At 35.9% G+C, this 26,956-nt stretch carries 20 protein-coding genes; 13 read left to right on the top strand and 7 right to left on the bottom strand.

Features of this window, described 5'->3' with window-relative positions; genetic code table 11:
* Positions 1–103: 103 nt before the first annotated feature.
* Together JJN12_RS11030 and JJN12_RS14395 are read left to right on the top strand one after the other, a co-directional pair.
* On the top strand, positions 104–4,813 hold the full coding sequence (locus JJN12_RS11030; RefSeq protein ID WP_208429736.1) for an endo-beta-N-acetylglucosaminidase: 4,710 nt from the start codon (positions 104–106) through the stop codon (positions 4,811–4,813).
* A gap of 53 nt (positions 4,814–4,866) precedes the next feature.
* Positions 4,867–4,980: an LPXTG cell wall anchor domain-containing protein gene (locus JJN12_RS14395; protein WP_208429735.1), complete on the top strand. Its 114-nt coding sequence runs from the start codon at positions 4,867–4,869 to the stop codon at positions 4,978–4,980.
* Between the two features lie 73 nt (positions 4,981–5,053).
* Here JJN12_RS14395 and JJN12_RS11020 read toward each other — a convergent pair whose 3' ends face one another.
* The 4 genes from JJN12_RS11020 to JJN12_RS11005 all read right to left on the bottom strand — a co-directional run bounded on the left by JJN12_RS11020 (position 5,054) and on the right by JJN12_RS11005 (position 8,062).
* Entirely contained in the window at positions 5,054–5,350 is a 297-nt protein-coding gene (locus JJN12_RS11020) for a hypothetical protein (RefSeq protein WP_208429734.1), read from the bottom strand.
* A gap of 198 nt (positions 5,351–5,548) precedes the next feature.
* Entirely contained in the window at positions 5,549–6,313 is a 765-nt protein-coding gene (locus JJN12_RS11015) for an ABC-2 family transporter protein (RefSeq protein ID WP_208429733.1), read from the bottom strand.
* Position 6,314: 1 nt separating this feature from the next.
* On the bottom strand, positions 6,315–7,106 hold the full coding sequence (locus JJN12_RS11010; RefSeq protein ID WP_208429732.1) for an ABC transporter permease: 792 nt from the start codon (positions 7,104–7,106) through the stop codon (positions 6,315–6,317).
* The gene (locus JJN12_RS11005; RefSeq protein WP_208429731.1) at positions 7,103–8,062 is read right to left on the bottom strand and encodes an ABC transporter ATP-binding protein; all 960 of its coding nucleotides are present in this window, start codon (positions 8,060–8,062) and stop codon (positions 7,103–7,105) included. The genes JJN12_RS11010 and JJN12_RS11005 overlap by 4 nt, the downstream gene beginning before the upstream one ends.
* Positions 8,063–8,610: 548 nt before the next feature.
* On the opposite strand from JJN12_RS11005, the gene JJN12_RS11000 reads away from it, so the two are divergent.
* From JJN12_RS11000 to JJN12_RS10960, 9 genes are all read left to right on the top strand, one after another.
* Entirely contained in the window at positions 8,611–9,984 is a 1,374-nt protein-coding gene (locus JJN12_RS11000) for an ATP-binding protein (protein WP_208429730.1), read from the top strand.
* A 316-nt stretch (positions 9,985–10,300) separates the two neighbouring features.
* A complete protein-coding gene (locus JJN12_RS10995) occupies positions 10,301–12,127 on the top strand; it encodes a helix-turn-helix domain-containing protein (protein ID WP_208429729.1) in 1,827 nt (608 codons plus the stop codon).
* 368 nt (positions 12,128–12,495) lie between these two features.
* On the top strand, positions 12,496–12,663 hold the full coding sequence (locus tag JJN12_RS10990) for a hypothetical protein (RefSeq protein WP_208429728.1): 168 nt from the start codon (positions 12,496–12,498) through the stop codon (positions 12,661–12,663).
* A gap of 62 nt (positions 12,664–12,725) precedes the next feature.
* Positions 12,726–15,446: a thiopeptide-type bacteriocin biosynthesis protein gene (locus JJN12_RS10985; RefSeq protein ID WP_208429727.1), complete on the top strand. Its 2,721-nt coding sequence runs from the start codon at positions 12,726–12,728 to the stop codon at positions 15,444–15,446.
* Positions 15,421–16,281: a hypothetical protein gene (locus JJN12_RS10980; RefSeq protein ID WP_208429726.1), complete on the top strand. Its 861-nt coding sequence runs from the start codon at positions 15,421–15,423 to the stop codon at positions 16,279–16,281. Before JJN12_RS10985 ends, JJN12_RS10980 begins: the two co-directional genes overlap by 26 nt.
* Positions 16,257–17,021 (top strand): hypothetical protein, encoded by a 765-nt coding sequence (locus tag JJN12_RS10975; protein ID WP_208429725.1) that lies wholly within the window; start codon positions 16,257–16,259, stop codon positions 17,019–17,021. Before JJN12_RS10980 ends, JJN12_RS10975 begins: the two co-directional genes overlap by 25 nt.
* A complete protein-coding gene (locus JJN12_RS10970; protein WP_208429724.1) occupies positions 17,014–18,168 on the top strand; it encodes a YcaO-like family protein in 1,155 nt (384 codons plus the stop codon). Before JJN12_RS10975 ends, JJN12_RS10970 begins: the two co-directional genes overlap by 8 nt.
* A 17-nt stretch (positions 18,169–18,185) precedes the next feature.
* The gene (locus tag JJN12_RS10965) at positions 18,186–19,292 is read left to right on the top strand and encodes a hypothetical protein (RefSeq protein WP_208429723.1); all 1,107 of its coding nucleotides are present in this window, start codon (positions 18,186–18,188) and stop codon (positions 19,290–19,292) included.
* Between the two features lie 109 nt (positions 19,293–19,401).
* Complete coding sequence (locus tag JJN12_RS10960; protein ID WP_208429722.1) at positions 19,402–20,973, top strand: ATP-binding cassette domain-containing protein; 1,572 nt, start codon at positions 19,402–19,404, stop codon at positions 20,971–20,973.
* 215 nt (positions 20,974–21,188) lie between these two features.
* Here JJN12_RS10960 and nox read toward each other — a convergent pair whose 3' ends face one another.
* The 3 genes from nox to udk form a co-directional block, all read right to left on the bottom strand.
* Positions 21,189–22,517, bottom strand: a complete 1,329-nt coding sequence (gene nox, locus JJN12_RS10955) for a H2O-forming NADH oxidase (protein WP_208429721.1) — start codon at positions 22,515–22,517, stop codon at positions 21,189–21,191.
* A 176-nt stretch (positions 22,518–22,693) separates the two neighbouring features.
* On the bottom strand, positions 22,694–24,034 hold the full coding sequence (locus tag JJN12_RS10950) for an aminotransferase class I/II-fold pyridoxal phosphate-dependent enzyme (protein ID WP_208429720.1): 1,341 nt from the start codon (positions 24,032–24,034) through the stop codon (positions 22,694–22,696).
* A gap of 113 nt (positions 24,035–24,147) precedes the next feature.
* Positions 24,148–24,765, bottom strand: a complete 618-nt coding sequence (gene udk, locus JJN12_RS10945; RefSeq protein ID WP_208429719.1) for a uridine kinase — start codon at positions 24,763–24,765, stop codon at positions 24,148–24,150.
* A 308-nt stretch (positions 24,766–25,073) separates the two neighbouring features.
* Here udk and JJN12_RS10940 point away from each other — a divergent pair, with 308 nt between their 5' ends.
* Positions 25,074–26,291 carry an iron-containing alcohol dehydrogenase gene (locus tag JJN12_RS10940; protein ID WP_208429718.1) on the top strand — a complete coding sequence of 406 codons (1,218 nt, stop codon included), beginning with the start codon at positions 25,074–25,076 and terminating at the stop codon, positions 26,289–26,291.
* A gap of 233 nt (positions 26,292–26,524) precedes the next feature.
* On the top strand, positions 26,525–26,863 hold the full coding sequence (locus JJN12_RS10935; protein ID WP_208429717.1) for a hypothetical protein: 339 nt from the start codon (positions 26,525–26,527) through the stop codon (positions 26,861–26,863).
* Positions 26,864–26,956: the final 93 nt, after the last annotated feature.

The raw sequence follows: 26,956 nt of genomic DNA, 5'->3' as shown, positions 1-26,956 counted from the left end.
TTATCTTTATAATGCTAAACATGATTGAAATAGTTTATGCAATGAGGTATATTTAAGTTTGGGGTATTTTTATTAATCAACATATTCAATAAAAGGAGGCATTATGAGGAAACTAAAGAAGATACAGATTGCTAAGATTTGTATCATGAGTATGGCGGTATCCGCTTTTGCGGGTGTATCAATGGGGGATGTGGCTTACGCTGACACCTGGCCGGATATAGGCGAGGCAAAAATCAAGTCAGCTCAACCACATTTTAGCGGTTATACTGTTAGAAATATCGAAGCTTGGGATAAGGAGACAGATCCTTACTCAGACCTTATGAGGGCAAGAGTTCCACTGCAGAAGAGGAATGAGGCTTTTAGTGCAACACAGGCCAATCCGGGGCTTAATGACAAGACAGAAGTCATGCTTATGCAGGGTGACTATGGCAACTCATTTTTTAACAGTACCATAGCGAATAATTCCTATGGCAATGTGGCTTTTAATTTCTGGCAGTACACTGATTATTTCTGCCCTTGGCATGGTGCGGCTACCATAGGCGTACCTGATGTTCTCTACAACCCTGTAACCAGTGACTGGAGGGCAAGAGGCTTTGAGTTTGGTATAGTCAACATCCCAAATCAGGCATATATCAATGCGGCGCATAAAAACGGAGTAAAGGCTATAGCCTGCGTATACTTCGACCCGCATTTCCGACCGGGACAGACAATCAATGAGATGTTTGTAAGAGATACAGACGGGAAATTTAAGGTGGCAAAGAAGCTTGTTGCACTTGCAGATGAGTATGGAATAGATGGATATTTCCTTAACAACGAAGAGAGATCTGATGAACGCTTCAAAGAGTTTATGGCATATCTCTCAGAGCAGGGCCTATATACCCAGTTTTATAACACGGACTCAAGCTTTGGGGCAGCCAAGTCACAGTGGCTTAAAAATGATGAGTATAAAAAGATACATGACTCCGTTTTTGTAAACTACGGCTGGAGAGGAGTAAACAGCTTTGTAGAACACGCAAAGGAGATAGGAGTAGATCCATACAAGGCAGTATTCCTCGGTATAGAGGCTAATCAGGGAAGATTTGTAGCGAACAACAATCTTGTTAAGAACTCCTATACATCTGAAACAGACAAGAATCCGCTCTGCAGTATAGCCCTCTTTACACCTAGTGATATGTATCAGAGAGGAATAGACGGACTTGAGGAGAGGCTTGGCTTAAAGAACTCTCTACCTGTACACCAGAGGCCTGAATATCAGTGGATGGTAGCCGAGAGAGAGCGTATGTATTTCTCAGGAGTTACCTGTGATCCTAAGGATACAGGCAGCCACAAGGGCTACAAGAGAGAAGATGTAGATGTAAATGATGCCTCTTATTGGCCTGGAGTAGCTGACTTTAAGGCTGAGAGTTCAGTAGTAAGAGGAAATAAATTCTACACCGAATTCAACATCGGTAAGGGTATGCAGTACTTTGTTGGTGGCAAGGCTGTAAACGATGAGGCTTGGACCAACCTTAATGATCAGGACATCCTGCCTAGCTGGCAGTGGTGGTTTGAATCAGAGGGAAGCAAGTTAAAGGCTGACTTTGATTTTGGTGAAAAAGAAGTAAGAAATGACACAAGCGGTCATAAGAGAGAGTTACCTTTTACCCAGATTGGCGCTTACAATGGCGGAAGCTCTCTTGTTGTATACGGACCTCTTGCAGCAAAGAATACTCTAAGGCTTTACAAGACTGCTCTTGATGTAACAGATACAACCAAGGCAAGACTTGTATACAGAAAGACCTCCTCTGATGAGGCAAAGATGAAGCTTGGTCTTATATTTGAGGATGAGCCTGCTAAAATAACTGAAGTTGAAGTAGCAGGAACAGAGGCAAAGAGCGATGAGTATAAGAGTGCTGAGGTAGACCTTGCTGCATACAAGGGCAGAAAGATAGCTGCTATCTGCCTTGTATTTGACGGTGCTTCAGAGAACTATCAGATGAATATAGGTAGAATTTCGGTTTCTGATACCGATGATAATATTTCTGCACCGGAAAACTTCAAGATAGATCGCATATATGATGATAAACAGATGGTATTTTCATGGAAAATAGACAGCTATGACAATGTAGATAAATACCGTGTTTATGCTGAAAGCGAAGGAAAGAAGCATTTCCTTGGTGGAATATATGACGAGAAGCTTTATGTAAAGGATTATTTCTTTGATAAGGGCAAGACAATTACATTCAGCCTTGTCAAAGTAGGAAAAGACGGTAAAGAAAGTGCGGCTGCCACGAAGACTGTAGATTTCTCAAAGCTTCCTACAGACATCAAGGTATCTGAAATCACACCAGATGTGCAGATAAACGGCAATGAAGTAAGACTGCCTGCTGAGTCGGCCGAAGCAGAGAAGATATCATTTAGCTTCAAGAAGGGTGATTCCGCAAGTAAGTATGAGGCTGTTGTAAACCCTATCAAAGAGTACACAGATGATGAGACAGCTGTAGAATACAAAGCAGAAACTGAAGCTGAGGACGGAGTTGTATCTGTTCCGGGAGTAACAGACGGATACGCTTATGACCTTACTATCAGACCACTAAACAGTGAATATGGTATAAGCTACAGGGGAAGGCTTCATGATGGCTTTGCTAAGCCTATGACTGAGGATGATGTGCTTTGGGCAGGGGCAAACAAGGTTTCACTCCGCTCCCCTCTTACAAGAGACTGGTATGAAGTAAAGATTAGCTTCAAGCAGGACGGAGAGGAAGTGGCTAAAGAAATCGGCACATACAAGAGAGGTGTCACTCCTAACTACCACAGCCCTCTCACACTTCCTGCAAGCAAGGGAGAGATAAGCCTTGAGCTTAAGGACTATAGAGGCAATGTAAGCGAAGTTAAGATAAAATATGATGAGTCTTACAAGGAAGAGCTTATAAAGCTTAAAGCTGAATATTCTAAGATTGCTTACAACAGAGCTAATGCAAGAATCTTGTACGACAACGAAGACCTTGACAATATCCTGGATGAACTTAAGGACAAGCTCACCCAGAGCGAACTTGTTATCAATACATTAAAGAGAAATGAAGAGAAGGTAACAAGCCTTGTAAAGGAATTAAAGGACATCTATGCGAAGCTTCATAAGAACGAGAAAGTCGTAAATTATAACTTTAAGCTGATAATGGATGAATATGCATATATCAACTTCGTGCTTAAGGATGAGAAAGGCACTGTATTAGCACCTTCTTCGAAAGAAAACCAGACATATAGCTACACTCTTGAAAAGGGAAAGAAGTATGACTATGAGATAAGCAATTCATCATCTTGGGGCAGTCAGATTATACCTAAGAAGGGAAGCGCCTATGTAAATGAAGAGGGTACGACAGAGATAAGGATTGACTTAGCGGCACTTGGACTTAGGGTTGTTCCTAAAGCAGGTAATACCGTAAAAAGACTTGCAAAGCTTAATAAGGCTGACTATGAAGTAAAAGTGAAATATTCATACTGGGGAGACGAAACAACAATATCTCTTGCAGACGAGAGATTTAGTGTTGAAGAACCTGATACATCAGCAATTGGCGAAAAGGAAGTAAAGGTAAGCGGTCTTACCAAGGAAGCTACATTTAAGATAATGGTTATCCCTAACGATGAAGACCCTAAGGAAATTGGCGAGCTATGGGATGAAATCTCATCTGCAAGAGGACTTAAAGAAAAGTCTGAATACAGATATGCAACCGAAGATAAGAAGGAAGCCTTTGATAAGGCACTTGAGGCAGCAGAAGCAGTTTTAACTGAAAGTGAAATAGATGTTGAGGAGGCTAAAGCAAAGCTAAAGCAGTTAAAAGAGGCAGTAAATGCACTTGACGGACTTCTTAATGTGCCATTGTTAGCCGAACCTTCTGCCAACAAATCAACTTATAGACCTTTTAAGATAGGAAACATCGTTGATGGAAAAGAGGATACCTTTGCTTGGTTTTCATCAGCACAGCAGGTGGGAAGCTGGATAAAGCTTACTTACACTAAGCCTGTAAAGGTAAAGAAAGTGACGATAGTTTATCCTGAGGATGTGGAAGACGATTTCATAGGTAAGGCTGATATTGAAGTAAAAGACGGAGAAAACTGGACAAAGATAGGCGAGATTGAAGGAACTGACAAGACTGTTGTAGAAGTAGAGGCGGGTAAAGAGCCTGTAACCACAGAGGTACAGATTAAGATAACTAAGGAAAGAAGCAACTGGTACAAGCTTGCAGAGTTTGTGGTTGAATATGAAGAGGCAAAGGCTCCAGAGCCAAAGCCGGAGCCAAAGCCGGAGCCAAAGCCAGCAGTGCCTGATACCTCTAATTCAGGTATTCCTGTTATACCTGTAGCTCCTGTTATACCTAAGGAGCCGGTAGAAGAGATAAAGTATGAGGTTGGACCTTCTATTGTAACAGAAGTCACAGAGGCTGAGATACCTAAGGGAAGTGCCACAGATAAGCAGATTCTTACACTTCCTTCTGCAAAGAAGATAATAGGTGGAGGTACTCTTAAAGGGCTTGCTAAGTCTCAGTATAAGAGCGTAATTCTCCCACAGAATAAGACAAAGATAAGTGCGGTAATTACCTCTAAGGCTTTTTCTGAGCTTGAATTAAAGAAGGTAAGCTCATTTGAAATCAGAGGTAAGGAATTTAGTGTATTCTTAAATGCTAAGAACATCAAGGCACTTAACAAGCTGGTTAAGACCAAGGCTGCATTTAAGGCGGCAAAGCTTAAAAACGGTAAAATCAAACTTGAAGTCTTAGTAAATGGCAAGAAGCTTAGTGCTAAGCAGCTTGCAAAACTTAAAATCAAGGTGAAATAACCTGTAAACCAAACGAAGCATTAACATGACGGTTTAGAATTTATACGCGGGATGTGCATATTAGGGTTGAAAAGCTTCCTAAAACAGGCGGTACAAGCAGCGAATACCTTGTAGTATTAGGCCTTGGACTTATAGGCTTAGGCTATGCATTTAAGAAAAGAAGATAGTATATAAATACTTAAGACAGTAACAAACCCCTCGCAGGTAGCGAGGGGTTTAGTTAAGATAAGTCCACTGCTTTTAGCGTTTATTCTGTTTTATCCTACGAATTCTTTTCACAACTCTTTTGATTGCAAGCGTAACAGCAATGCAGATAGGAAAGAAGGGGGTAAAAGGGCCTGCCCAAAAAGCAAGACAGACTGTAGCCATTGTTAAACTCCAAGGATAGTGGAAGATGGCATATATAAGGTATCCACCCCAAACAGGGGAATAAATGACGAGTACAACAGCGAAAAACAGTACAAGAGTTTTCAGGTCTTTTAATTCCTTCCATATAGAGAGGAAAAATATTTTAAATCTTTCTATTATAGTTTTCATTAGCCTCCTATCAGGTAAAATTATTATTTAGATTGAGTGATATTGTAAGCTAAAATCAGACCTTATGTCAAGATAATTCTGAGCATATGATAGGAAAACAATAACAGCCAATGTGATTTCGTTATTTGCAGTAATGGTGGTTGAAGAGCCAGTTGAATATTAGTCATGGTGCTTTGCTTTACAAGATTATTAACTAAATTATGATCCGGTGCTCTCATATAGCCTGAATGCCTTCTCAAACAGATATACACAAACAAGCAGAAGCATAGCTGAAATCACTACGCTCAACATAAATATCCAGGCTATATTTTCCATCTGTATTATTCCCCAATAACTCACTAACCCTATTGGAATAACTGTCATAAACAGAATCTTTATCACAGGATTATAAATGCTTAAAGGATACTTACACATATCAACCAGTGCAAATAAGAACTTGATAGGCATCAAAGTTTCTTTGTACCTGAAGCCTAATATATTAATTAAAAGGCAGAGTGAAAATACAATAAGCACTCCTGCAAAGGACTCTAAAAATAGCATTATTGAGACAGATATAGGTAAGTTAAGCCTTATTATCGACAAGATGAAAATCCCCAGATTCACCATTACATTTGGAAATTCCTTTATATCTATATTCTCAAAAACTATATAGACCAGCTTATTTACGGGTTTTAGAAGTACCATGTCAAGTTCTGCATCCCTAATATAAATTCCCGTAAAGCTTATTATTCCAGGCAAAACCATAGACGATACAGCCTGAATGAAAGTAATAAAAAAGTATAGAAAAGCTACTTTTTCACCTTCCATTCCACCTACAATTTCAAAATTATCCAAAATAAAATCAATTAAAAATATGCTTATTAAAGCCTTAATAATGCAAGAAATAAGCCCCAAGTAAAAATCTTTCTTGTACATTTTAAGCATAGAAAGCTTGGCAAAAAATAGTTTTATATAAATTCCCATCTCAGCCTCCAAAAATATCCAGCTTTGAAACAGCCTGTCTATATATACACTTAGTAAGTATGCTAAGTGTAACAAGCCATATAATCTGTATCAGCAACTCATACATATCTGCCTTTCCCGTAATCCAGATTGAAATCGGGAAATCCACTACATACCTGAACGGAAGTACTCTTATAAGTAAGACCAACCACTCAGGCATAAAGCGTATCGGAAGCAAGGCTCCTGACAAAAACAAATTTACAAGGTCAAAGGTTAAGAATATGCCCCATATATTCGTGTTAATAAAGCTTATTAGACCTACAAGATAAAAAAGGTTAAAGGCTATGCCATAGCTTATAATCAGGCTAAATGCAAAAAGCATAACATTTCCACAAGGCAATAGCGAAGTGCCAAACCACGTAAAAACGATTATAGGAAGCCCCATAAAAATAAATGTTAATACCACATCTCCAAAAGCATAGAGAATAAAGTATGTTCTAAACCCAACTGGTCTTAGAAATACATTAATTATTTCACCTCTTTTTACTCCCCAGCCTATTTCCATAGTAATCCATCTTGGAATAAAGCTTTGTATGAAGAATGATATGACAAAATAAGTAAGTATGCCCTCTCCTGTAAATCCATTATACATAGCTTTGCCACTATATAATGTGCTCCACAAATAATAGCAGCTTATAAACTGGGTTATTCCTGTAAGTGCATAGAAAAACAGCTTAATTTTGTAAGCAGAACTTGCTTTTATGGATATTGCCATAACCGAAAGGTATTTTTTAAAATTCAGCGTTAGACTCATTGATATATTCCCCTTATTATATCCTCCAGACTATCACTATTTATCTCTATATCTGAAGGTCTGATTCCCTCGTTTTTCAGCATGTTCATAATATCAAAGAAATTAATTTTTGTTTCATTAAACGAAAATTTTATGGTGTTTTCTTCTCTATTAAAGTCCATAAAATCATTTTTCCATTTATCTTCACACCAAAAAACAAGCTTGTCTATATCGGCTCTTTCCGTAAGTGAAATCTTCACATTCTTCGTGCCGCCATATAACTTTTTAAATTCGTTCAGAGGCAAGTCATGAAGAATCTTCCCTTTTTCAAGTATGATAATTCTTTCGCAAACATCTTCGATGTCCTTCATGTCATGCGAAGTAAAAAGCAAAGTAGTATTAAACTGCCTGTTTACCTCGTTTAAGAGTTTTTTAATTTCATTTTTAACTATAATGTCTAAGCCAATAGTCGCCTCGTCCAAAAATAATATTTTGGGAGAATGTAAAAGAGATAGAGCTATATTACATTTCATCTTCTGGCCTAGGGAAAGCTGTAACACTCTTTTTTGCATAAGGTTATCGAGGTCTGTATATTCATTCAAGAAATCCAGCTTGTCCTTGTATTCCTTATCTGAAAGCTTATATAGGCTTTTATTAAATTGAAAAGAATCTTCAACTTTCAGATCCCAGAATAGCTGGTTTCTCTGTCCGAAGATTACGCCTATATATTCAACATACTTTTTTCTAAGACTAAACGGCTTAAATCCCAGTACATCAAGCTCACCGCCTGTTGGCTTTATAAGTCCCGTAAGCATTTTAATTGTAGTAGATTTTCCTGCTCCATTAAGCCCTGCATAACCTACCTTTTCACCTTCTTTTATACTTAGATTTATCCCCTTTATCACTTGTACAGGCTCTTTCCCAGCCGATATAAAGTATTCTTTGGTGAGGTTTTTCGCTGTCAAAATTTCTTTCATAAACTATCTCCTTTTGCCAAGTAATGCGCCTACGACTGCAAGGCAACTTGACGGAATGATTCTCTCGTAATGTAACAATGACGTTGCAATAATTTGTTCTATATTTACCGTTACCACCCATTTATCCATAAGTTGACACACTAATTATACACTTATAATAACCAATTAACCATACCAAAACATGTTTTTAATTCAGGGTTTGGTATGGTTAATCAGTATAAGAACTGTTAAACGCCGTATAAAATAAAGAGAGATGTTACGGCTTGTAAATTCTATAAAAACTTGTTGAACTTAGTACAATGTATTTAGAAGTATAAATGATGAAATTTATCAGTGAAGATATGACAAAATAACCGCAAACCGCTTGAAATAACACTAACATGATGATATCCTTAATACAAAAAAACCATAGATTTAAATGTAAAATTTTATTAAACTAAGCCTAGCCGTCGCGCAAGCGATTTGGTACAATACTAGATGATGCGACGAATTTAGAAGTTGATAATCTTACCAAAAGATAATTATAATATAACAGAAAGATGGTTATTATGGAAATAAAAGACTTAATTGGAGAGGCTACCGAATATGACAAGAAACAGAGGCTTGAGATAAAGAAACCTAAAAGCTGGTGTAAAAGCGTAAGTGCATTTGCAAATACTCTTGGTGGTTCATTGATTTTTGGCATTTCTGACAGCGGAGAAGCTTTAGGCTTAGATGATGCCGAAGGAGATGCCGAAAGGATTAGTGAAACTGTAAAAAGCAGGTTGGATCCAATTCCGGAGTTTAAACTGCAGTTTCATAATGAAAAGGGTAAAATGCTCATAGTCTTGGATATTTTAAGAGGAGAAGATACGCCATATTATTATTCAGGTGATGGCGTGCTTGAAGCCTATGTACGTATGGGAAATGAGAGTGTTAAAGCAACATCTACAGAGTTAAAACGCCTGGTTATGCGCGGGAAAAACACATCTTATGACTCGCAAATTTCAGCATATAGAGTTGAGGATTTTGCATTTTCAAAGCTTAGAGAAAGGTATAAAAAGTGGACAGGCAATAGCTTTGATGATAAAGACCTAGTTTCATTTGGATTGGCTGATGAGCGAGGGTATCTTACTAATGCAGGTGCTTTGATAGCAGATGAAAGCCCTATACGTTGTTCCAGACTGTTTTGCACAAGATGGAATGGGTTAAATAAAAGTGGTGGCACAATTGATGCCCTAGATGATGCAGAGTATGATGGAAGCATCATTTCTCTTATTGAAAATGGTGAGAATTTTATAAGGCGTAATGCTAAAATGATGTGGAGAAAAACCGCAAATTCAAGGGAAGAAATGCCTGATTTTGTGGAGAGAAGTTACCACGAGGCTTTGATTAATGGGCTCGGGCATAGGGACTATTTGATAAACGGAAGCGAAGTACATATTGATATTTATGATGACCGGATGGAGATTTATTCACCCGGAGGAATGCCGGATGGCTCTGTAATTCAGGACAGGGATCCGCTTACAGTGCCATCAACCAGAAGAACCCCTGTACTTGCTGATGTACTTAACAGACTTGGCTATATGGAGCGTAAGGGAAGTGGATTTGGTAAAATAATAAGCGGATATGAATTTCAGAAAAATTATACAGAGAGTAAGAAGCCGACATTTCGCTCAGACAGGTATCAATTCACCGTGATAATGCCTAATCTGAATTATGTCCCTCAAGGTGTCCCTCAAGGTGTCCCTCAAGATGTCCCTCAAGATAATTTGGATGGACAGATTTTAAATTTAATGCGCGAAAATAACAAAATTAGTACAGATAGTATAGCCATGTTACTTGGCGTGAGCTCTAAAACTATAAAACGCCGCATAAAAGGTATGGATAATGTTTGTTATATTGGAAGTGGATACAGTGGACATTGGGAGATTATAGATTAAATCTGAATACGCGAAGTTAATTCTTTTTAAGTACAGGTTAATTAGTCCTTTGTTAATTTTTCTGAGAGCATTTTGCTTTGACAGATTTATTAACTGAATAAGACTCTCGGTTAATGTGATATCGTTGCACATTTACTTTACTGCCTGTAAATTCGATAAAAACTTTTAGAACTTTGTACAACGTATTTAGAAATATAAATGATGAAATTTATCAGTGAAGATATGACAAAATAACCGCAAATCGCTTGAAATTACAGTAACATGATGATATCCTTAATACATAAAAATCATAGATTTAAATGTATGTGAGGTTATAATGAAAGAACTTACAATCGGAGATATAATAAAATACCAGATAAATAAAAAAAGTATTTCACCTGAAAAGCTGACCGAGGGGTTATGCACTACTACCTCACTTAAACGGCTTATAAATGGAGATACCAGACAGAGTTTCTTCTTGGTGGAGAGGATAATTCAAAGGCTTGGAATATCAGTAAACAAGGTTACACTTTTGCACAATGAAAGTGATGACACTCTACTTATTATGAGGGAAATGATATGCAAACTGCTAGTGGAAAAGACTTACACGAAGGCCGAATATATTCTTAGCGAATATGAGATGGTAGCTGACTTAAACAACCCACTTCATTTGCAGTATGTCCTTGAAACAAGGGGGGTTATACTCTCAGAGGGATATGGAAAGCATGAAGAGGCCTTGGAACTTTATCACAAGGCTTTTAAGGCTGTGCTTGACAGATTTGAGGTAGATAAGCTAAGTGATTTCTTGCTTGGAGAAGAGGAAATGATACTCCTGATGCTTATGTTAAAAGAAGAAATGAAAGTTAAGAATACTAATATAAGCTTATATGCAAGACAGCTCCTTGACTATGTAGAGAAACAATACAAGGATGAAGAAGTAAGGACGAATATATATAGCAAACTTGCCTGGCTGCTGGGTGAAAGTGCGATAAAGAATAATAATTACGAAGAAGCCTTAGAGCTTACCCTAGGTGGAATCGATGCATTGACGGACAATGGCTTGCTGCTGCATCTGCCACAGTTCTTAGATAGACTCTTATTCCTTACCAAGGACAGATCTAAGGATGTATACAGTTCTTGGAAGAAAAAGCGGGATGCACTAAAGGAGCTGTATGTAGAGTATAATGAACCTTGGGAGACAGAGGATATAAGGCTGTGGGAAAGCTACAGACAGAACAATATTTACCTTATCTCAGAGCTATTAAGAGATGAAAGAGACTTGTCAGGGTATTCTCAAGAGGAGCTTGCAGAAGCGATAGGAATAGATGTAAAGACCATATCCAGGATAGAAAATGGTAAGTCAACCCCTAAAAAAGCTACATTTGCATCCATAAAAGAGCATTTTGACATTGAGGGGGATAGTTTTCAGACAAGGCTTGCTGTGGATAGTCCCTTTTTGCTTGAAATGGAAAGAGATATATCAAGGCTTACTTCAAAACATCAATATAAAGAGGCGGAAATATTATTTAAGTCGTTAAAGAAACAGCTGTCTATGGAAAGTAAGGTGAACAGGCAGTACGTGGCATTTACGGAAGCATTATTTGATAATATGCTAAAAAGAAAGCCTGTGGAAGAAGTGCTGGCTGATTTGGAAGATGCATTTTTAATAACAAGAAAAGATAAGCACCTTGAAAATCTGGGGAAATTCGTAACTACTGACTTAGAGGCTAAGATAATAAATATGATGGCTGTATGTTATAAACAGACTGGGCATATAAACAAAAGTCTAGATTTACTTGAAAATCTAAAAAAAGGATATGAGAGAAGCAAGGTAACAGATAGAAATCATAGAAGACCAATAGGGTTATTATATACCAATCTATGTACTTATTATGAGGAAATGAACAGGTTTGATGACGCTATTAGCTTAGCCGATAAAGCTATAAAGTATTATATCAAATGTAACAGAGGAGATAAGCTGGGATATTTGGTTGAAGAAAAGACATACACCAATTATAGAATGACCGGGGATAATACAACTAATAAAGAAAAGTATAGACAAAGTTATAGAATAATGGAGTTAATGAAGGCTGGAGAAAAAGAAAAAGCCCCATTAAGAGAGGCTTATAAAGAATGGTATGGTGAAACTATAGACAAAGATTAGTACTCGTCTATAGGAATTGGAGCATTGGGTACAGCAAAAGGAGATATATATTCTTTTGTATTAGTCGAAGAGATACTAGGTTTTAGGCGGGGACAGACAGTATTGCAGACTAAAACTGTTAAAACTAATGTTAATGCAACTTTTCTACACTTTTTTCTCATAATGAAAAACCTCCATAAATTTGATGATGCAATCTTATTATGGATATAGCACAATTACCATACTAAAACCTGATATTTTTAAAACAGGTTTTGGTATGGTGATTTGTTTATCATAAGAGTAAGATTGTGGTATCAGCTGATGAATAAAATTGCTTACATAATTACTGGTTGTAGGCACAAAACAAAAGAAAAAAGGAGATAAAGATTATGATTAACGAAAAAAACATCACTAACAATGACGTGAAGGACATGACAGATGAATTAAAAGAACTTGGCTTAGAGGCGTATGAGACAACTACCGAAACTATGCTTGAAGAAATGGGAGCTAGCATTGGATTTAAAGGTTGTTGTTCAATGGTACTAAGTCAGTCCTGAAACTGCCTGATGCTACTATCCCACTATTTAGGATAGTAGCAATTTTTTTAAGGAGATAGTGTATGATATTTAGAATCCCTAATATTGAGATAAAGTATGCTGATGAAATATTTACTTCAAATAATCTAACAGAATCTGTTAGTAATATACTTGGAGATGAGTACATTAGGAGAATATTGTATTTTAATAATGAACAGATTATGCAAAGGTGGGAAACAGATAAATCAACAGAAATGGCGGAAACCATTGCAAAATACATAATCAGAATTGCAAGTAGAACTACGATAAACCAACTATTTGGAGTTATTGTTGCTGATGAGGTAAAGAAAACTGAAGAATATTTGTTATCTAGGGAATATACTAGAGAGTTTATAATAAATAAAATATCTAAGAGTTATGATAACAATATTATTCGTTATAAACTGGGAAATTTAGTAAAAAAAGAAATGGACAGATATTGTATTTATACATATATGGCTACAACCAGAAAATTCCTTGTAATCCCCCAAAATACTATAGTCGGTAAGCTTCTTTCGATTATTGATGATAAGGAAGTTTCAGGTGATAAAATTTATGATTATATGAAGTCTAATAATATAAGTGAGTGCATGGCACAAAACATAGTCAAAGACCTTATTATAAACAGAATTATTGTAAGTAATTTTGATTTAGAAGATAATATATTTGAGAAAAGCCTATTGTCAGGCAAAATAGCAAGACTGCTTAATGATAATGAAATAAAGGAGATTATAGGACTAGAAAATAGAATAAACAATCTAGGTAATATGAAACTCGATGAATATGCTAAAAATTTAGAAACCATAAATAGCATTGCTGAGAAGCTGTTAGGTAAAAAAAATAAGTATAGACCTGTGATTGGTTATAGCAGGAAAAAAATAGACGTCCCTTCTGATAAAGCTTTTAATATGGGTAAAAGGATGAAGTCATTTTTTACAGCTTTGGGTAGTTTAGAAGCATCACACATAAAATTAAAAAAATTTGAAAGTATATTTCAAGAAAAGTATGGGCTTTTTCAGGGTGTTTCTTTTCAAGAGTCATTGGATTTATACAGGGGCATTAATAATATCGAGGATAAAGATAAAAGAAGCGAAGAAATACTTGTATGGTTTGAAAGTAAAGTAAACGAAGCTAATGAATTTAACGCGAAAGAAGTTGTTTTAACAGATAATGATTTGGATAAAATTATTGAAATATGTGGAAATATAAAAAGAAGTAAGGAGGTAGTTTTTGATTTTAAGTATCAGAGGTCTGGAAAAGAAATAATTGCTACAGATATTAGTTTTACTTTCCATAATGCGTTATTTGAAGCTTACTTGAATGAAGATGAACTAATGGATAATGATTGTGGAATTGATTATATATACTATTGCCCTAGATATTTGTCAGATATAGGCTGGATTAGAAGAAAAGTAAAAAGAAAAATCAGAATAGATAGTACAGGAGAATTAGAAACAGATATATGTGATATATTATTGGTGGCAGATTATACCGGTATACACATGATAGATAAAAAAAGTGGAGATGAGCTTTTTCCTATAAATCCAACTATGAAAGGGTTTGATTACCAAATAGAGAGTGATGCAGTAGAATTCCTAGATGCATTTGGCAAGTATAAAAGTAAATTGCCATCAACAAGAATACCGATTGAGTTTAATAAACATAGTATTATTCCCAGAATAAGATATAAAAATGTTGTTGTGTCACCCAAAAAATGGATAATCAGAACTGACAAGTTTACTTCATTAACTATAGATGAAGTATTTGAAAAATATAATATAGACAGATATGTGTATTGGCTTAACGAAAACGGTGAGAAAAAATATTTAGATTTAACTTCATTTTTATCAAAAAAATGGTTGAAATCTTACTCTAAAACCCATGACTATATTATATTAACCGAAATATGGAAAGACACTAAATTTACAGAATGTATAATTGATATAAAGTTTGAAAAAGAAATAGAAAAAGAGTTTTGTAAATTTTATAAAAAGGCTCAGAAACAGAATTCTAAAACTCAATACTTGTCTTGGCATATTTTTTATAATACAGAGCAGCTTGAAATTATAAAACCTAAGCTTTATGAGTATCTGACAAGTAATAACTTTAGATTTTTTTTCATACATTACATTGAAGATGGAAGCAATGTGATAAGGCTTAGGATAAAAGAAGATGTATTTGAAAGTACATATCAATTATTGTATGAACTAAAGGAGAATAAGATTATAGCTAATTTTAAATTATGCACCTATGAGCCCGAAATAGTACGTTATGGAGGAATTTCGTATTTTAAGGAGGTTGAAAATCTATTTGAAATGGAGGCAGAGATAGCAATAAATCTTGCAACTAATTTAGATAAACAAGCAATTATTGCAAGACAGGTGGCTATAATATCAAACATGCTAGAAAATACTCTTGGACATAATAAATTAAGATTATTTATAAAAAGATATAGTAAGTATTCAGAAGAATCAAAGCTATTCTATAAAAAAAATAAAGCAAACCTGTTTCAGGAGATAAAGAGATATAACGAAAGTATAGGGATTGAAACCAGATATATTGATAATAAAATCAAAAGTATACTTGAAAAAATCAGCAAGGAGAGTGACGAAATATATATTTGGTACATTTTGTCATCTCTAATACATATGAGGCTAAATAGATTTACAGGAATATCGAAAGAAAATGAAAGGCTTAGTTTTGATATTTTACAATATTACTACAAGGAGATTAAACAAGATGAACTTTACACAAATAATATTTAACCAAAATATAGAATATTATAAGACTGAGATATTTGCACTCTTTGATCTTGAAAAATATATGTTCATAGACAGAGAATATGAAGGAGAGCACAGGTTCAGAATTAGAGGCATTTTAGGAAATGAAAAATTTATCTGCGATAATTTAGGGAAGAAAGACGGATTTGCTCTCAGTTCAGAGCCAAATGATTTCTTTGAAAATATAGAACAATTTATTTTATATTGTAGCATACATAATATGTTGGATAAAGTGTGGTGTAAACATTATTTCGCAAAAACTGCGAAACTTGAAGATGTAATAGGATTTTGTAAGAAAATGGCTGAAAATATTACAATACAAAGCGATGAAGGATATAACTCACATTTTTCACATTTTTGGGGATTCTTTCATACATTGACATCTTATCAGAAAACAAGTATTTTAAGTATTTTCCAAAAAAGATATAAGAATATAAAAAGTACAGAGTACCATTTTGCCTTAGATATTAGTACCCCATTGCACGCTATCGAGGAGATGATAAAGACAGATAAACTAAACTTTTTCTCACCTCAAAGTCTCGATAAAATCATTAAGAATGGGGTATTTGCTTCAAAAATGCATGAATATACAATAAGAAGTGCTGCTGAGTCAGAGTTTTATAAATCCAAGCATTATATTTTTAACAGATGGTATTTAAATGCACTATATGTTGCTTTTATGCTTATGAATATATCTGTTATTGATAAATATTTTATAAATTACGTTATAGCAATGGAAAAGTACCCGGTAGATGAAATATGCAAAATTTATTTGGAAACAGGAGAAGAAAAAATATGGAAAAGAGAAAGTATAGTATAAATGAAACTTTATTTATATCTGAAAGTGAAGAGTGGGTTTATATAACAGCAGACAATAAGACATATAAGGTAAAACTGACAGTAGATGAATTGAAAAAATTATATGACATAATCAAAAATATTAAAAATAAAATCAAAGTTGACAAAAATGACATAATATTTAAGTTTCTTGCTAAAATAAATGGGATTATAACGGAACGGGAAATTCCTAAAACACAAAAAGAAATTGTTGTAAGTTATGTAGAAAATATAGATGATATTGAAAGACTTAATCAATATTGCAGTGGAACAGGATTGATATTTGACGATAGTAAAAAAGGGCTAATACTTTATATTACAGAGAACGAAATAATTATATCGTCAAGGAAATTAAAAGGTGGGAATTTTGTTACACCTACAGGAAAACAGGAAGAATTGACTGTTCAGACAATTCTAAAAAATAAAGATGAAATTATTACAGCACTTATTGAAAATTATACGTTAGCTGTCCCTATCTTTAGTTATGTGAGCGGGGTTAGACTTCTAAAAGATAAGATAGGCATGAATGACGTGGATAGTGCTATCTGCTTTCAGCCTTGGTATATGGAGCAGAAGTTTGATTTTGAAAGCAGATATCCGGATGCTTATGTTAAGTGTAAAATAAACGGAATTATATTTGAAGCTAGAGGAACGACTATTGACCAGGCACTTTATTTTATAAATGACGAATTTATAACTATAGGAGAAAGTTGTTATGAATAAAAATTTTACTGAACCTATATGGATAAAGAGATATCTTATGAAGGAAGAAGACTGGCAGTTTCATGAAATAAGACATTTTAAAAGTGTAGGATTGATAAACAGAAAAAACAATAATATAGGAGGTTATCACTTTTCACTTGGCAAATTTGATGCGTGTAGTGAATTGAAGGCTATTTATGAATACATAGAAAGGTATACTTGTTCAGAGACAATATTTGACGATATAAAAGTATATGAAACGGATAAAATATCGTATCTTAATTTGAATGACCTTGGGTTTGACTGGACAAAGAAGGAATTTTTATGTCCAAAAGAGGCTGAATTTATAGAAGCTAAAAGCTTAAAAACAGATTCTTCATATTTGGTACCATCGGTATTTGCATATTATTTGAAAAATGATTTTAAAACTTGGGGAGATTTTTATGGTAATTCTAATGGAAATGCACTTGGATCAAGTTTAAATGATGCAATAGAAAGAGGGATATTAGAGTTTATAGAAAGAGATAAATTTATAAGATATTGGTATTTGTCTGATGGAAATATATTGAAAATAGATAACTTAGATGAACTGATGGGAAATAAATTGAAATATTTTGATGAAAACAATTATCAAGTTGATTGCTACTTGATAGATAATAAACCTAATGATATATTCTCGGTATGGTGCCTAATAAGAAGTAAAAGAAATGATGAAAAATTCTTCTCAGTAACAGGGCTTGGTTCGGGGATGACTTTAGAACAAGCTATCAACAGTGCGTTTATAGAGGCAGAAGGAATATATTTTTCACAGAGATACATTAGAAGAAACCATCAGGGATATAAAGAAATAGTTACAAAGGATATTCTGGATACAAATTTAGGAATATATCTTTCTTATGATATAGTGGCTGCACTTAACTCACTTGTTGATAATGCTAACAGCATTAAACCAGTATGGACTACGATAAAAAGGAGAGCAAGTATAAAAACAAAAGCACTAGAATATTATAAGGATATTATATATGTTCCTATTAACCATAAAATACTAGACGATTTGGGGTTGTATGCAGTGAAAGTATCTTGTCTTGGTGGTAAGAATATGTATTTCGACTGTGGAGACGATGTAGTTAAGAAGGCTAAATTAGGCAAGGTGAGCCCTCTTGCATAGAATGGAGGAATAAGGCGGTGTTATATTCAGAAAAGGATTTGCTGAGTGATGTATCATATTTTAATGGCAGTGATGATAAAATACAGGAACATATTGGCTATAATGAAATTGGAATAATAACGGATAAAGATATATATATTAGTGAATATGAGTCTCATATACTTGACTTAAACACAGTTTTAAGGGTTGATAGTTTTCTGAGAACACCATATAGCATCCATATGTCCTATCCATCAGCGAGGAGCTTGTACACATTAAGAATTTATTTTTCAAAAGATGGATATTTACTGACAAAGGACTTTTGGAAAAGAAAGAAAATTTTGAAAGTTAATTCATCAACTTATCTGGACAGTAATGTGAATACCGGTGATATTGTCATTGAACTTAAAGAGTTCAATGACAAACATTACCCCAGTATATTTAAGACATTACAAATACTTGAAGTAGGACATCTTTTGTATAATATATCACGCATAGCTGACATATATGGTTATGAGTACGAACTTAATAATGATGGGATAAACACACTTGCACTTAGGAATAAAAGAATAGGAGTTCATTACTTAGAAAATAGGGAAAAAATTAATGAATTTTGGAGAAAAGCAAAAAGTAGAAGTAGTGGAAAATATTATGGTGGTCTGATAAATTTTGATTTAGATCATGAAAAATATAGATATTTTCCTCAAGATTTTAGTAAAATTAAAAGCCTAAAATTTGATAAAACTGTTATTGATAGTGTAAAAACACTGGTATTTATAAATGACGGTAATTCTCTTTTAGATAATGAAAATGGCTTGGTTATTGATTATAGTTACATTATGAAAGAATACAATTATCTAAATGCGCGAACGATGTCCCAAATAACAGTTTTTCTTTACAAATGGGAAAATAAAGTAATGAACAATTATGCTGAAGTAATACAATATATAGGATACTTAGCTCAGGAAGTATGCTTAAATAATTCAGGTATAGGTATATATAATAGACCAATAAAACAAATGAATTTTAATTTTTGGTTACCAATATTAGAACAGAATAACTCTCTCAAAGATTATATCCCATTCTATGGAGTTCTTACAGGTAAAGAAACAGAATTAATCTCAAGGTCAAAAAAAATAATTTAATAAAACACCTTTTGGTATGTTGTTTATTATTTTTAATCTTTATAATAGCAATATGTGTTAAACCGACTGGTTATTTATAAAATATATAAGTTAAGGGAGGATATAATAAATGAAAAATGAACCAACCAAAACAGGAGCTGATATGAAGTTGTACAAGAAAGGCTCAAAATGGTGGAAAGCCATCATACTTACCGTTATTTCTGGACTTGAGACCCCGTTTAATACAGGAACCTATGCCTTATTTTTCTGGCTCATACAAGAACAGAAATTAGAGTGGATTCTTCCGTTTGTGGGAGCGTATATAGTTTCATACATCTTTCTGCTTTGGATAGGGAAAGAGGCGATAAAGGCAGTAAACAACTACAAGGCTCAGGTGATTACGGATATTAAGCTCGCCTGCGTGAAAAATGCAATAGCAGAGGGAGTTGATTCGGGTACAGCTATTTCATTTATAGACAATGACTTAAAGCTGGTTATGGCTAATTATTTTGATAATATTATTAAGATTACAAAGTGTTTTGCAATCGTAGTATTTACCCTTATACTTACATTTAGTAGTAACTGGATATTTGCTCTTATTTACCTTGTGATAGGATTACTTCCTATGGGACTTAGCGGTATCTTTGGAGGGAAAACAGTAGCCAAGACAAACGAGTATACTGACAGTATAGGCAAGACTACAATTCTTATAAAAGATGTGATTAAAAATAGTGCTACCATCATTAACTACAACAGAATCGCAGATACTGTTAAGAAACTTTTTGGTTCAATATCAAAAAGCGAGAAAGAATTTGCAGATAGAAACAACGCCATGGAATTTACAGGTCTGTATATGAATATTATTTATATAATTATGAATATCCTGCCTATAGCCATCGGTATTTATATGGGGATTAAGGGTTACATAACCATTCCTGCCTTTATTGCGGTTCAATATTCAAGCGGCTGGATAGTAGGTTCCCTTGGTCAGATAGCTGGACTCATGGCTGTACTTAAGTCTACCGAGTCAATAAGAGAAAAGATAGTAAACTTCAAGGATGTTGCTAATGTCCCTGAAAATGAGATAGAAGATGTAAGAAAGATAGAGTTTAAGGATGTAGACTTTGCTTACAATGAAGACAAGGAAATACTGAGGAAGTTCTCCCTTAAGGCTGAAAATGGTAACAAAATCCTTATTCAGGGTTCAAGCGGAAGTGGTAAGAGTACCATACTTAAGCTGATAAGTGGCGAGCTTATTCCAAATGCAGGTAAGGTGCTGTTAAATGATAAGGAATTACAACATAAAAAACTTGGCTTCATCTCACAAAATCCAGCAGTATTCAATGAAACTTTGAAATACAATATTACTCTCGGGAAAGATTTTACAGATGTAGAAATAAACAAGGCGGTTGAGCTGGCAGGGCTTGCTGATTTTGTGAAAGAAAATGGGCTTGATTACATCATTGAGGATGAGGGAGGCAACATTTCAGGCGGGCAGAAGCAGAGAATAGAAATAGCCAGAGCCTTACTTTACAACTGTTCAGTACTTCTTGTAGATGAGGGAACTTCAGCCCTTGATAAGAACACAGCAGCTAAGGTGCATGAAACTATTATGAACCTTGATAAGACAGTTGTAGAAGTGGCACATTATATTCCTGATGATGTAAAGGTTAAGTTTAATACTATAATTGAACTAGGATAGTTTTGTGGAAATTTATTGATTTGACATTTTCTCAAAGAATTTGCTTCACTTCCGGTAAATAAAAGGGTGTTTCAAACATTATATCGTGGATATGGAATAATATCCCGTGAAGACTAAGTGTATGATAAAATAGTGTCTTCATTATGACAAGTCGGTTGAGATTAAAAAATGTGCAGAACCCGGTAAACAGGCTCTGCACATTAGTAGTTTAAATCTTATTTAGCATTAAGTGCTGCCATAGTGATGTAGTTATATGGCTTATTAAAGTGTGGCAGGAAGAAGATATCAAGGAGCTTTAACTTATCTATGGTAACGCCTTCCTCTATAGCGAGTGAGAACATATGAATAGCCATTGATACATCTTCTTTTGAAGATAGCTGAGCACCAACTACTCTTCTGGTTGATTTCTCATATACTATTCTTATCTTAACATCTGCATTTTCCTTCATGAAAGCAGGACGCTGTGTATCTTCATAATCGGTATATTCTACATCTAAGCCCGCCTTCTTAGCGGCATTTAGTGAAAGTCCTGTAGAAGCAAGCTTTCTACCAAATACACAGATAGCGTTAGAGCCCTGTACACCTGCACCTTCAAGCTTGGTACCGCCTATGTTGTGGCCTGCAACTATACCTGTACGAACTGCATTTGAAGCGAGTGCAATATAGGTCTTGTCTCTAAGTGCATTAGAGTAGATAGTAGCACAGTCACCAACTGCATATACATCAGGGTCGCTGGTCTGCTGATATTTATCTACTGAGTAAGCACCATTCTTCCAGAGTTCAAGGTGGTCTTTACCAAGGGCGTTGTTAGGGATGAAGCCGATAGCATTGATAACAAGGTCAGCAGGATATTCACCACTCTCAGTTACGATTGAAGATACTCTGCCATTTCCCTTATATTCAAGTACTTTCTCTCCAAAATGAGTTTCAACACCTGCAGCAGATATAGCCTTGTCCATATCCTCTGTAAACCACTCATCATAGTAGCTTGCAAGTGAGCTTGGAGCAATATCAAAAAGCCTTACCTTCTTGCCGCGAAGTAGACAGGCCTCAGCAATCTCAACACCGATGTAGCCTGCACCTATTACAGCCACCTCTTTTACCTCAGGCTTGCTGATTTCTTTGTCCACTTCCTGGCCTTCCTGGAACAGCTTTAAGAACTTAAGTCCCTCTAAATCATGGCCTGCAAGGGCAGGTGAGATTGGGAGAGAACCTGTGGCAAGTACGAGCTTGTCATAATTCTCTTCGAACTTTTCACCGTTTTTCTTTGTGCCATATACAATCTTTTTATCGAAGTCGATGTGATCAACGGCTGTTTCAAGGCTAATCTTAGCCCCTTTCTTCTCAAAGGCTTCAGCGCTAGTGTAGAAAAGGCCTTCATAAGAGTCAATCTGTCTTCCTACCCAAAGTGCAGTACCACAGCCAAGGTAGCTGAGGTTGGTATTTCTATCAATCATTACAACTTCGTTTCCCGGATAATTGTCAAGCAGGGTGTTTGCCACTGCTATACCCGCATGATTAGTACCTATAATAAGAACTTTCATATCAGTTCCTCCCAAGTTTAAATTTACCATAGTCGGTAATATTACAATTATAGTAAAAAAAAATACAAAAAGCAAATGGATTTATGATGATAAATTTCAATCATTTATAGTAAAAACATCCAAAACTGTGTAGTAGGATGTAATAACCACAGATTTGGATGTTGAAATTTTGGTAGTTATTTTGTTGTTTTAGTTGATTTTGTGGTAGAAGCTGCTTCAGGAGTCTCCATCTTTTCAAGCAAATGCTCAACCGTCACAAGCTTGGTTGAAAGTGCAAGAAGCTCTGCAGCAGTCTTAAGGTCTGCAATAGGAGGGAAGGAAGGAGCAATCCTTATGTTGCTATCCTGGGGATCCTTACCGCCGGGGAAGGTTGCACCTGCAGGAGTCATGACCACACCGGCCTTAGCACAGCGTGAAACCACCTTCTTAGCACAGCCTGGCAGAGTATCATAAGAGATGAAATAGCCTCCCTTTGGAGAAGTCCAGGTAGCAATACCGGTACCGCCAAGCTCCTTCTCAAGTATTTCTTCAACCGCCTCAAACTTAGGACGGAGGATGTCTGCGTGCTTTCTCATATGCTCCACAAGCCCATGTATATCCTTAAAGAACCTTACGTGACGGAGCTGATTTACCTTATCATGGCCTATGGTCTGCATAGCCACCTGTCTCTGTATGTCCTCAAGGTTATTAAGACTGGTAGCAAGGGCTGCTATACCTGAGCCGGGAAAGCTTACCTTACTGGTTGAAGCAAATTTATAAACTAAGTCAGGATTACCGGCACGTTTACACTCTGCAAGAATCTCTATAAGGTGATCCTGGTCGTGGTCATAGAGGTGATGTACTGTGTAAGCATTGTCCCAGTATATTCTAAAATCTTTAGCAGCAGGCTTGAGCCTTGCAAATCTCCTAACTGTCTCATCTGAATAAGAGTTACCTGTAGGATTAGAATACTTAGGCACGCACCAAACACCCTTTATACTCTCGTCAGAAGCTACAAGCTTTTCTATCATGTCCATATCAGGACCTGTTTTCAACATAGGTACACATATGTTCTCTATTCCAAAATACTCTGTAATGGCAAAATGTCTGTCGTAGCCCGGAACTATGCATATCCATTTTACTTTATCAAGCTTACACCAAGGGGTGCTGCCCATTACACCGTGAGTCATGGAGCGTGAAACGGTGTCGTACATTACATTCAAGCTGGAGTTACCGTAGATAAGCAGATGGTCGTATGGCACTTCCATCATATCACCTATAAGCTCTTTTGCCTCAGGGATACCGTCAAGTACGCCGTAGTTACGGCAGTCTGTACCATCTTCGCAGAGAAGGTCTGAGGAGCTGTTTAGGGAATCCATCATACCCATTGAAAGGTCAAGCTGATCTACGCAAGGCTTACCACGGCTCATGTTTAGCTCTAAGCCTCTTGCCTGCATCTTCTTATAGTCTGCCTTAAGCACATCCCTAAGCTCCAGGAGTTCTTCCTTTGTCATATCGGTATATTTTTTCTTAGCCATAAAACCTCCATAAATGATTAAATGTATTCGTGTATGCAATGTATTTTAACATTAAAAATATGATTTAGCAAGAAATATATGAGGTTATATCCATTTTCGTTATAATGCTTACATTATCCTGCCAGCTTATGCTTAATATGCTCAGTAAGTATGGTTATGCCTGTAGAGTTCTCGCCACCCCTAGGGATGATGATATCCGCATACTTCTTAGAAGGCTCTACAAACTGCTCGTGCATAGGCTTTACCGTCTGCTGATATTGATTTATAATAGAATCAATAGTTCTTGCCCTCTCATTTACATCACGCTTAATCCTTCTTAAAAGCCTCTCATCTGCATCTGTATCCACAAAAACCATAATGTCCATAAGGTCACGAAGCTCCTTATTTGCAAGGATGAGAATGCCCTCCACGATAATCACATTTTTAGGAAATACATGTGTGGTGGAGTCGGTTCTGTTGTGAATTGAAAAATCATAAACAGGGATATCTGCCTCCTCTCCATTTGAAAGCTTTGCTATATCCCTAATCATCAAATCAGTGTCAAATGAATCAGGATGGTCGTAATTAAGCCTTGTTCTCTCATCATAGCTAAGGTCGTTGTGAGCCTTATAATAAGAGTCATGGCTGATAACAAGTATATCATCACCAAAGGAAGCCTTAAGCTTATTTACTATTGTTGTCTTACCTGAAGCACTTCCGCCTGCTATTCCTACTATACATGGTTTATTCATATCATCCTCCTGACAAAGAAATGTACTGTCGTTTAACCATAATTGAAGCAAAATATATACTTTTTATGGGGTTTACAAGCAAATGTCTATACTTGAAATGTACCCTAATACAGTGGTTATGTCAATAATGAATTCTAATGATAGTGAATATTATTATCAAAATTGTCTAAAAATTTGTTAATTAATTGTAAATTTTTGCAAAATCACTTTGCTTTTACTCCGAAAAAGTATATAATGAGATTGTTAAAAAATAGTCAATGATTGTCTGCAAACAGCAATCATCAGTTAACTTTTAGGAGGATAGTACAATGGCAAGATTTACATTACCAAGAGATCTTTATCACGGAAAAGGATCTTTAGAGAACCTTAAGAACCTCAAAGGAAAGAGGGCTATGGTCTGTGTCGGTGGAAGCGCAATGAAGAAGTTCGGCTTCCTTGAAAGAGCAGTAAACTACCTTAAAGAAGCAGGCATGGAGGTTGAGCTTTTTGAGGGAATCGAGTCTGATCCTTCTGTTGAGACAGTTATGCGTGGCGCAGAGGCTATGCTCAAATTTGAACCTGATTGGATAGTAGCAATGGGCGGTGGCTCACCTATCGATGCTGCTAAGGCTATGTGGATTAAGTATGAATATCCTGAATGTACATTTGAAGATATGTGCAAGGTATTCGGCATACCTGAGCTTAGAAAGAAAGCACATTTCTGTGCAATCCCATCAACATCAGGTACAGCTACAGAGGTAACTGCATTCTCCATCATTACTGATTATTCAAAGGGTATCAAATATCCTTTAGCTGACTTTGAAATCACTCCTGATATCGCAATCGTAGATCCTGACCTTGCAGAGACAATGCCTGATAAGCTTGTTGCACATACAGGTATGGATGCCCTTACACATGCTATTGAGGCTTATGTATCTACAGCTAACTGCGATTATACAGATCCGCTTGCTCTCCACGCTATGACAATGATTAAGGCTAACCTTATCGAGTCTTATAAGGGAGATAAGGAAGCAAGAGCAAATATGCACAATGCACAGTGTCTTGCAGGTATGGCATTTTCAAATGCTCTCCTTGGTATAGTTCACTCTATGGCACATAAGACAGGTGCTGTATTTGAAGACCAGGGTGCTCATATTATCCACGGTGCAGCAAATGCTATGTATCTTCCAAAGGTAATTGCTTACAATGCAAAGGATACTACAGCAGCTAAGAGATACGCGTATATTTCAGACTTCATGGGAATTGGCGGTGCTTCTGAAGGCGAGAAGATTGCTAACCTTATCAAGTTCTTAAGAGGCATGAATGACAGCCTTAGAATCCCTCACGGCATTGCTCACTATGGTGCAGACAGCTTCCCTACAGAGAAGGGCTTTGTACCTGAGAACATCTTCCTTGAGAGACTTCCTGAGATTGCTAAAAATGCGATTGCAGATGCTTGTACAGGCTCTAACCCAAGACAGCCTAAGCAGGAAGAGATGGAAAAACTTCTTAAGTGCTGCTACTATGACACAGAAGTTGATTTCTAATTTAGTAAGCGTGTTACTCCTTTTATTTATTTGTGTAGAGAGTCCGGGTTATACCGGGCTCTTTTTTTAGGGATAGGAAATTCTCCCAAATTCCCTATCATATAATAAACTTGGTTGCTTTAATTTTGCCGCTTGTATAATGGTTTAAAAATGCTCTGATTTGGAGTACAATGGCAATGTAATGCCGATTGGAAATCTTATAAATCACTTATGCCTTATTGGAGGACTTAAAAATGCGTGATGAAATTATTATATCAAAAGATGAATACGTACAGCTGGTTAATGCGTTAGAAAAAGTAATCTATGTCTTACACAGGAGTGAAAGCAGAGATAATCCGGATACAAGAGCTTATTCTTTGGCCCTTGGCTACGAAGAAATGAAGATATGGGATGACTTGATGGCGGTGAGAGATATCCTTTACAATGCCATTTCAGAAAAGGAATTTGATGAACTGGATGATAGCGGAAGTTTTGATTTTGATAGAATTTCCCTCACTGATGAAACAGATATTGAAATTTTAAGGGAAATGCTTAGGAAGCATATAATAGAGTGGAGAAAAGTGAAGTCGTAGGAGGCTTGTAAGCTGTTTTTGAGATTATGACACAAAAGTAAATGCTCCGAACAATAATGCTTAATACAGAAACTAAGCGTTATCATTCGGAGC

The sequence above is a fragment of the Catonella massiliensis genome (assembly GCF_016651435.1).
Lineage (GTDB): Bacteria > Bacillota > Clostridia > Lachnospirales > Lachnospiraceae > Catonella > Catonella massiliensis.
The sequence above is the reverse complement of the archived record's forward strand: the minus strand, read 5'-3'. Positions and strand labels throughout refer to the sequence as shown.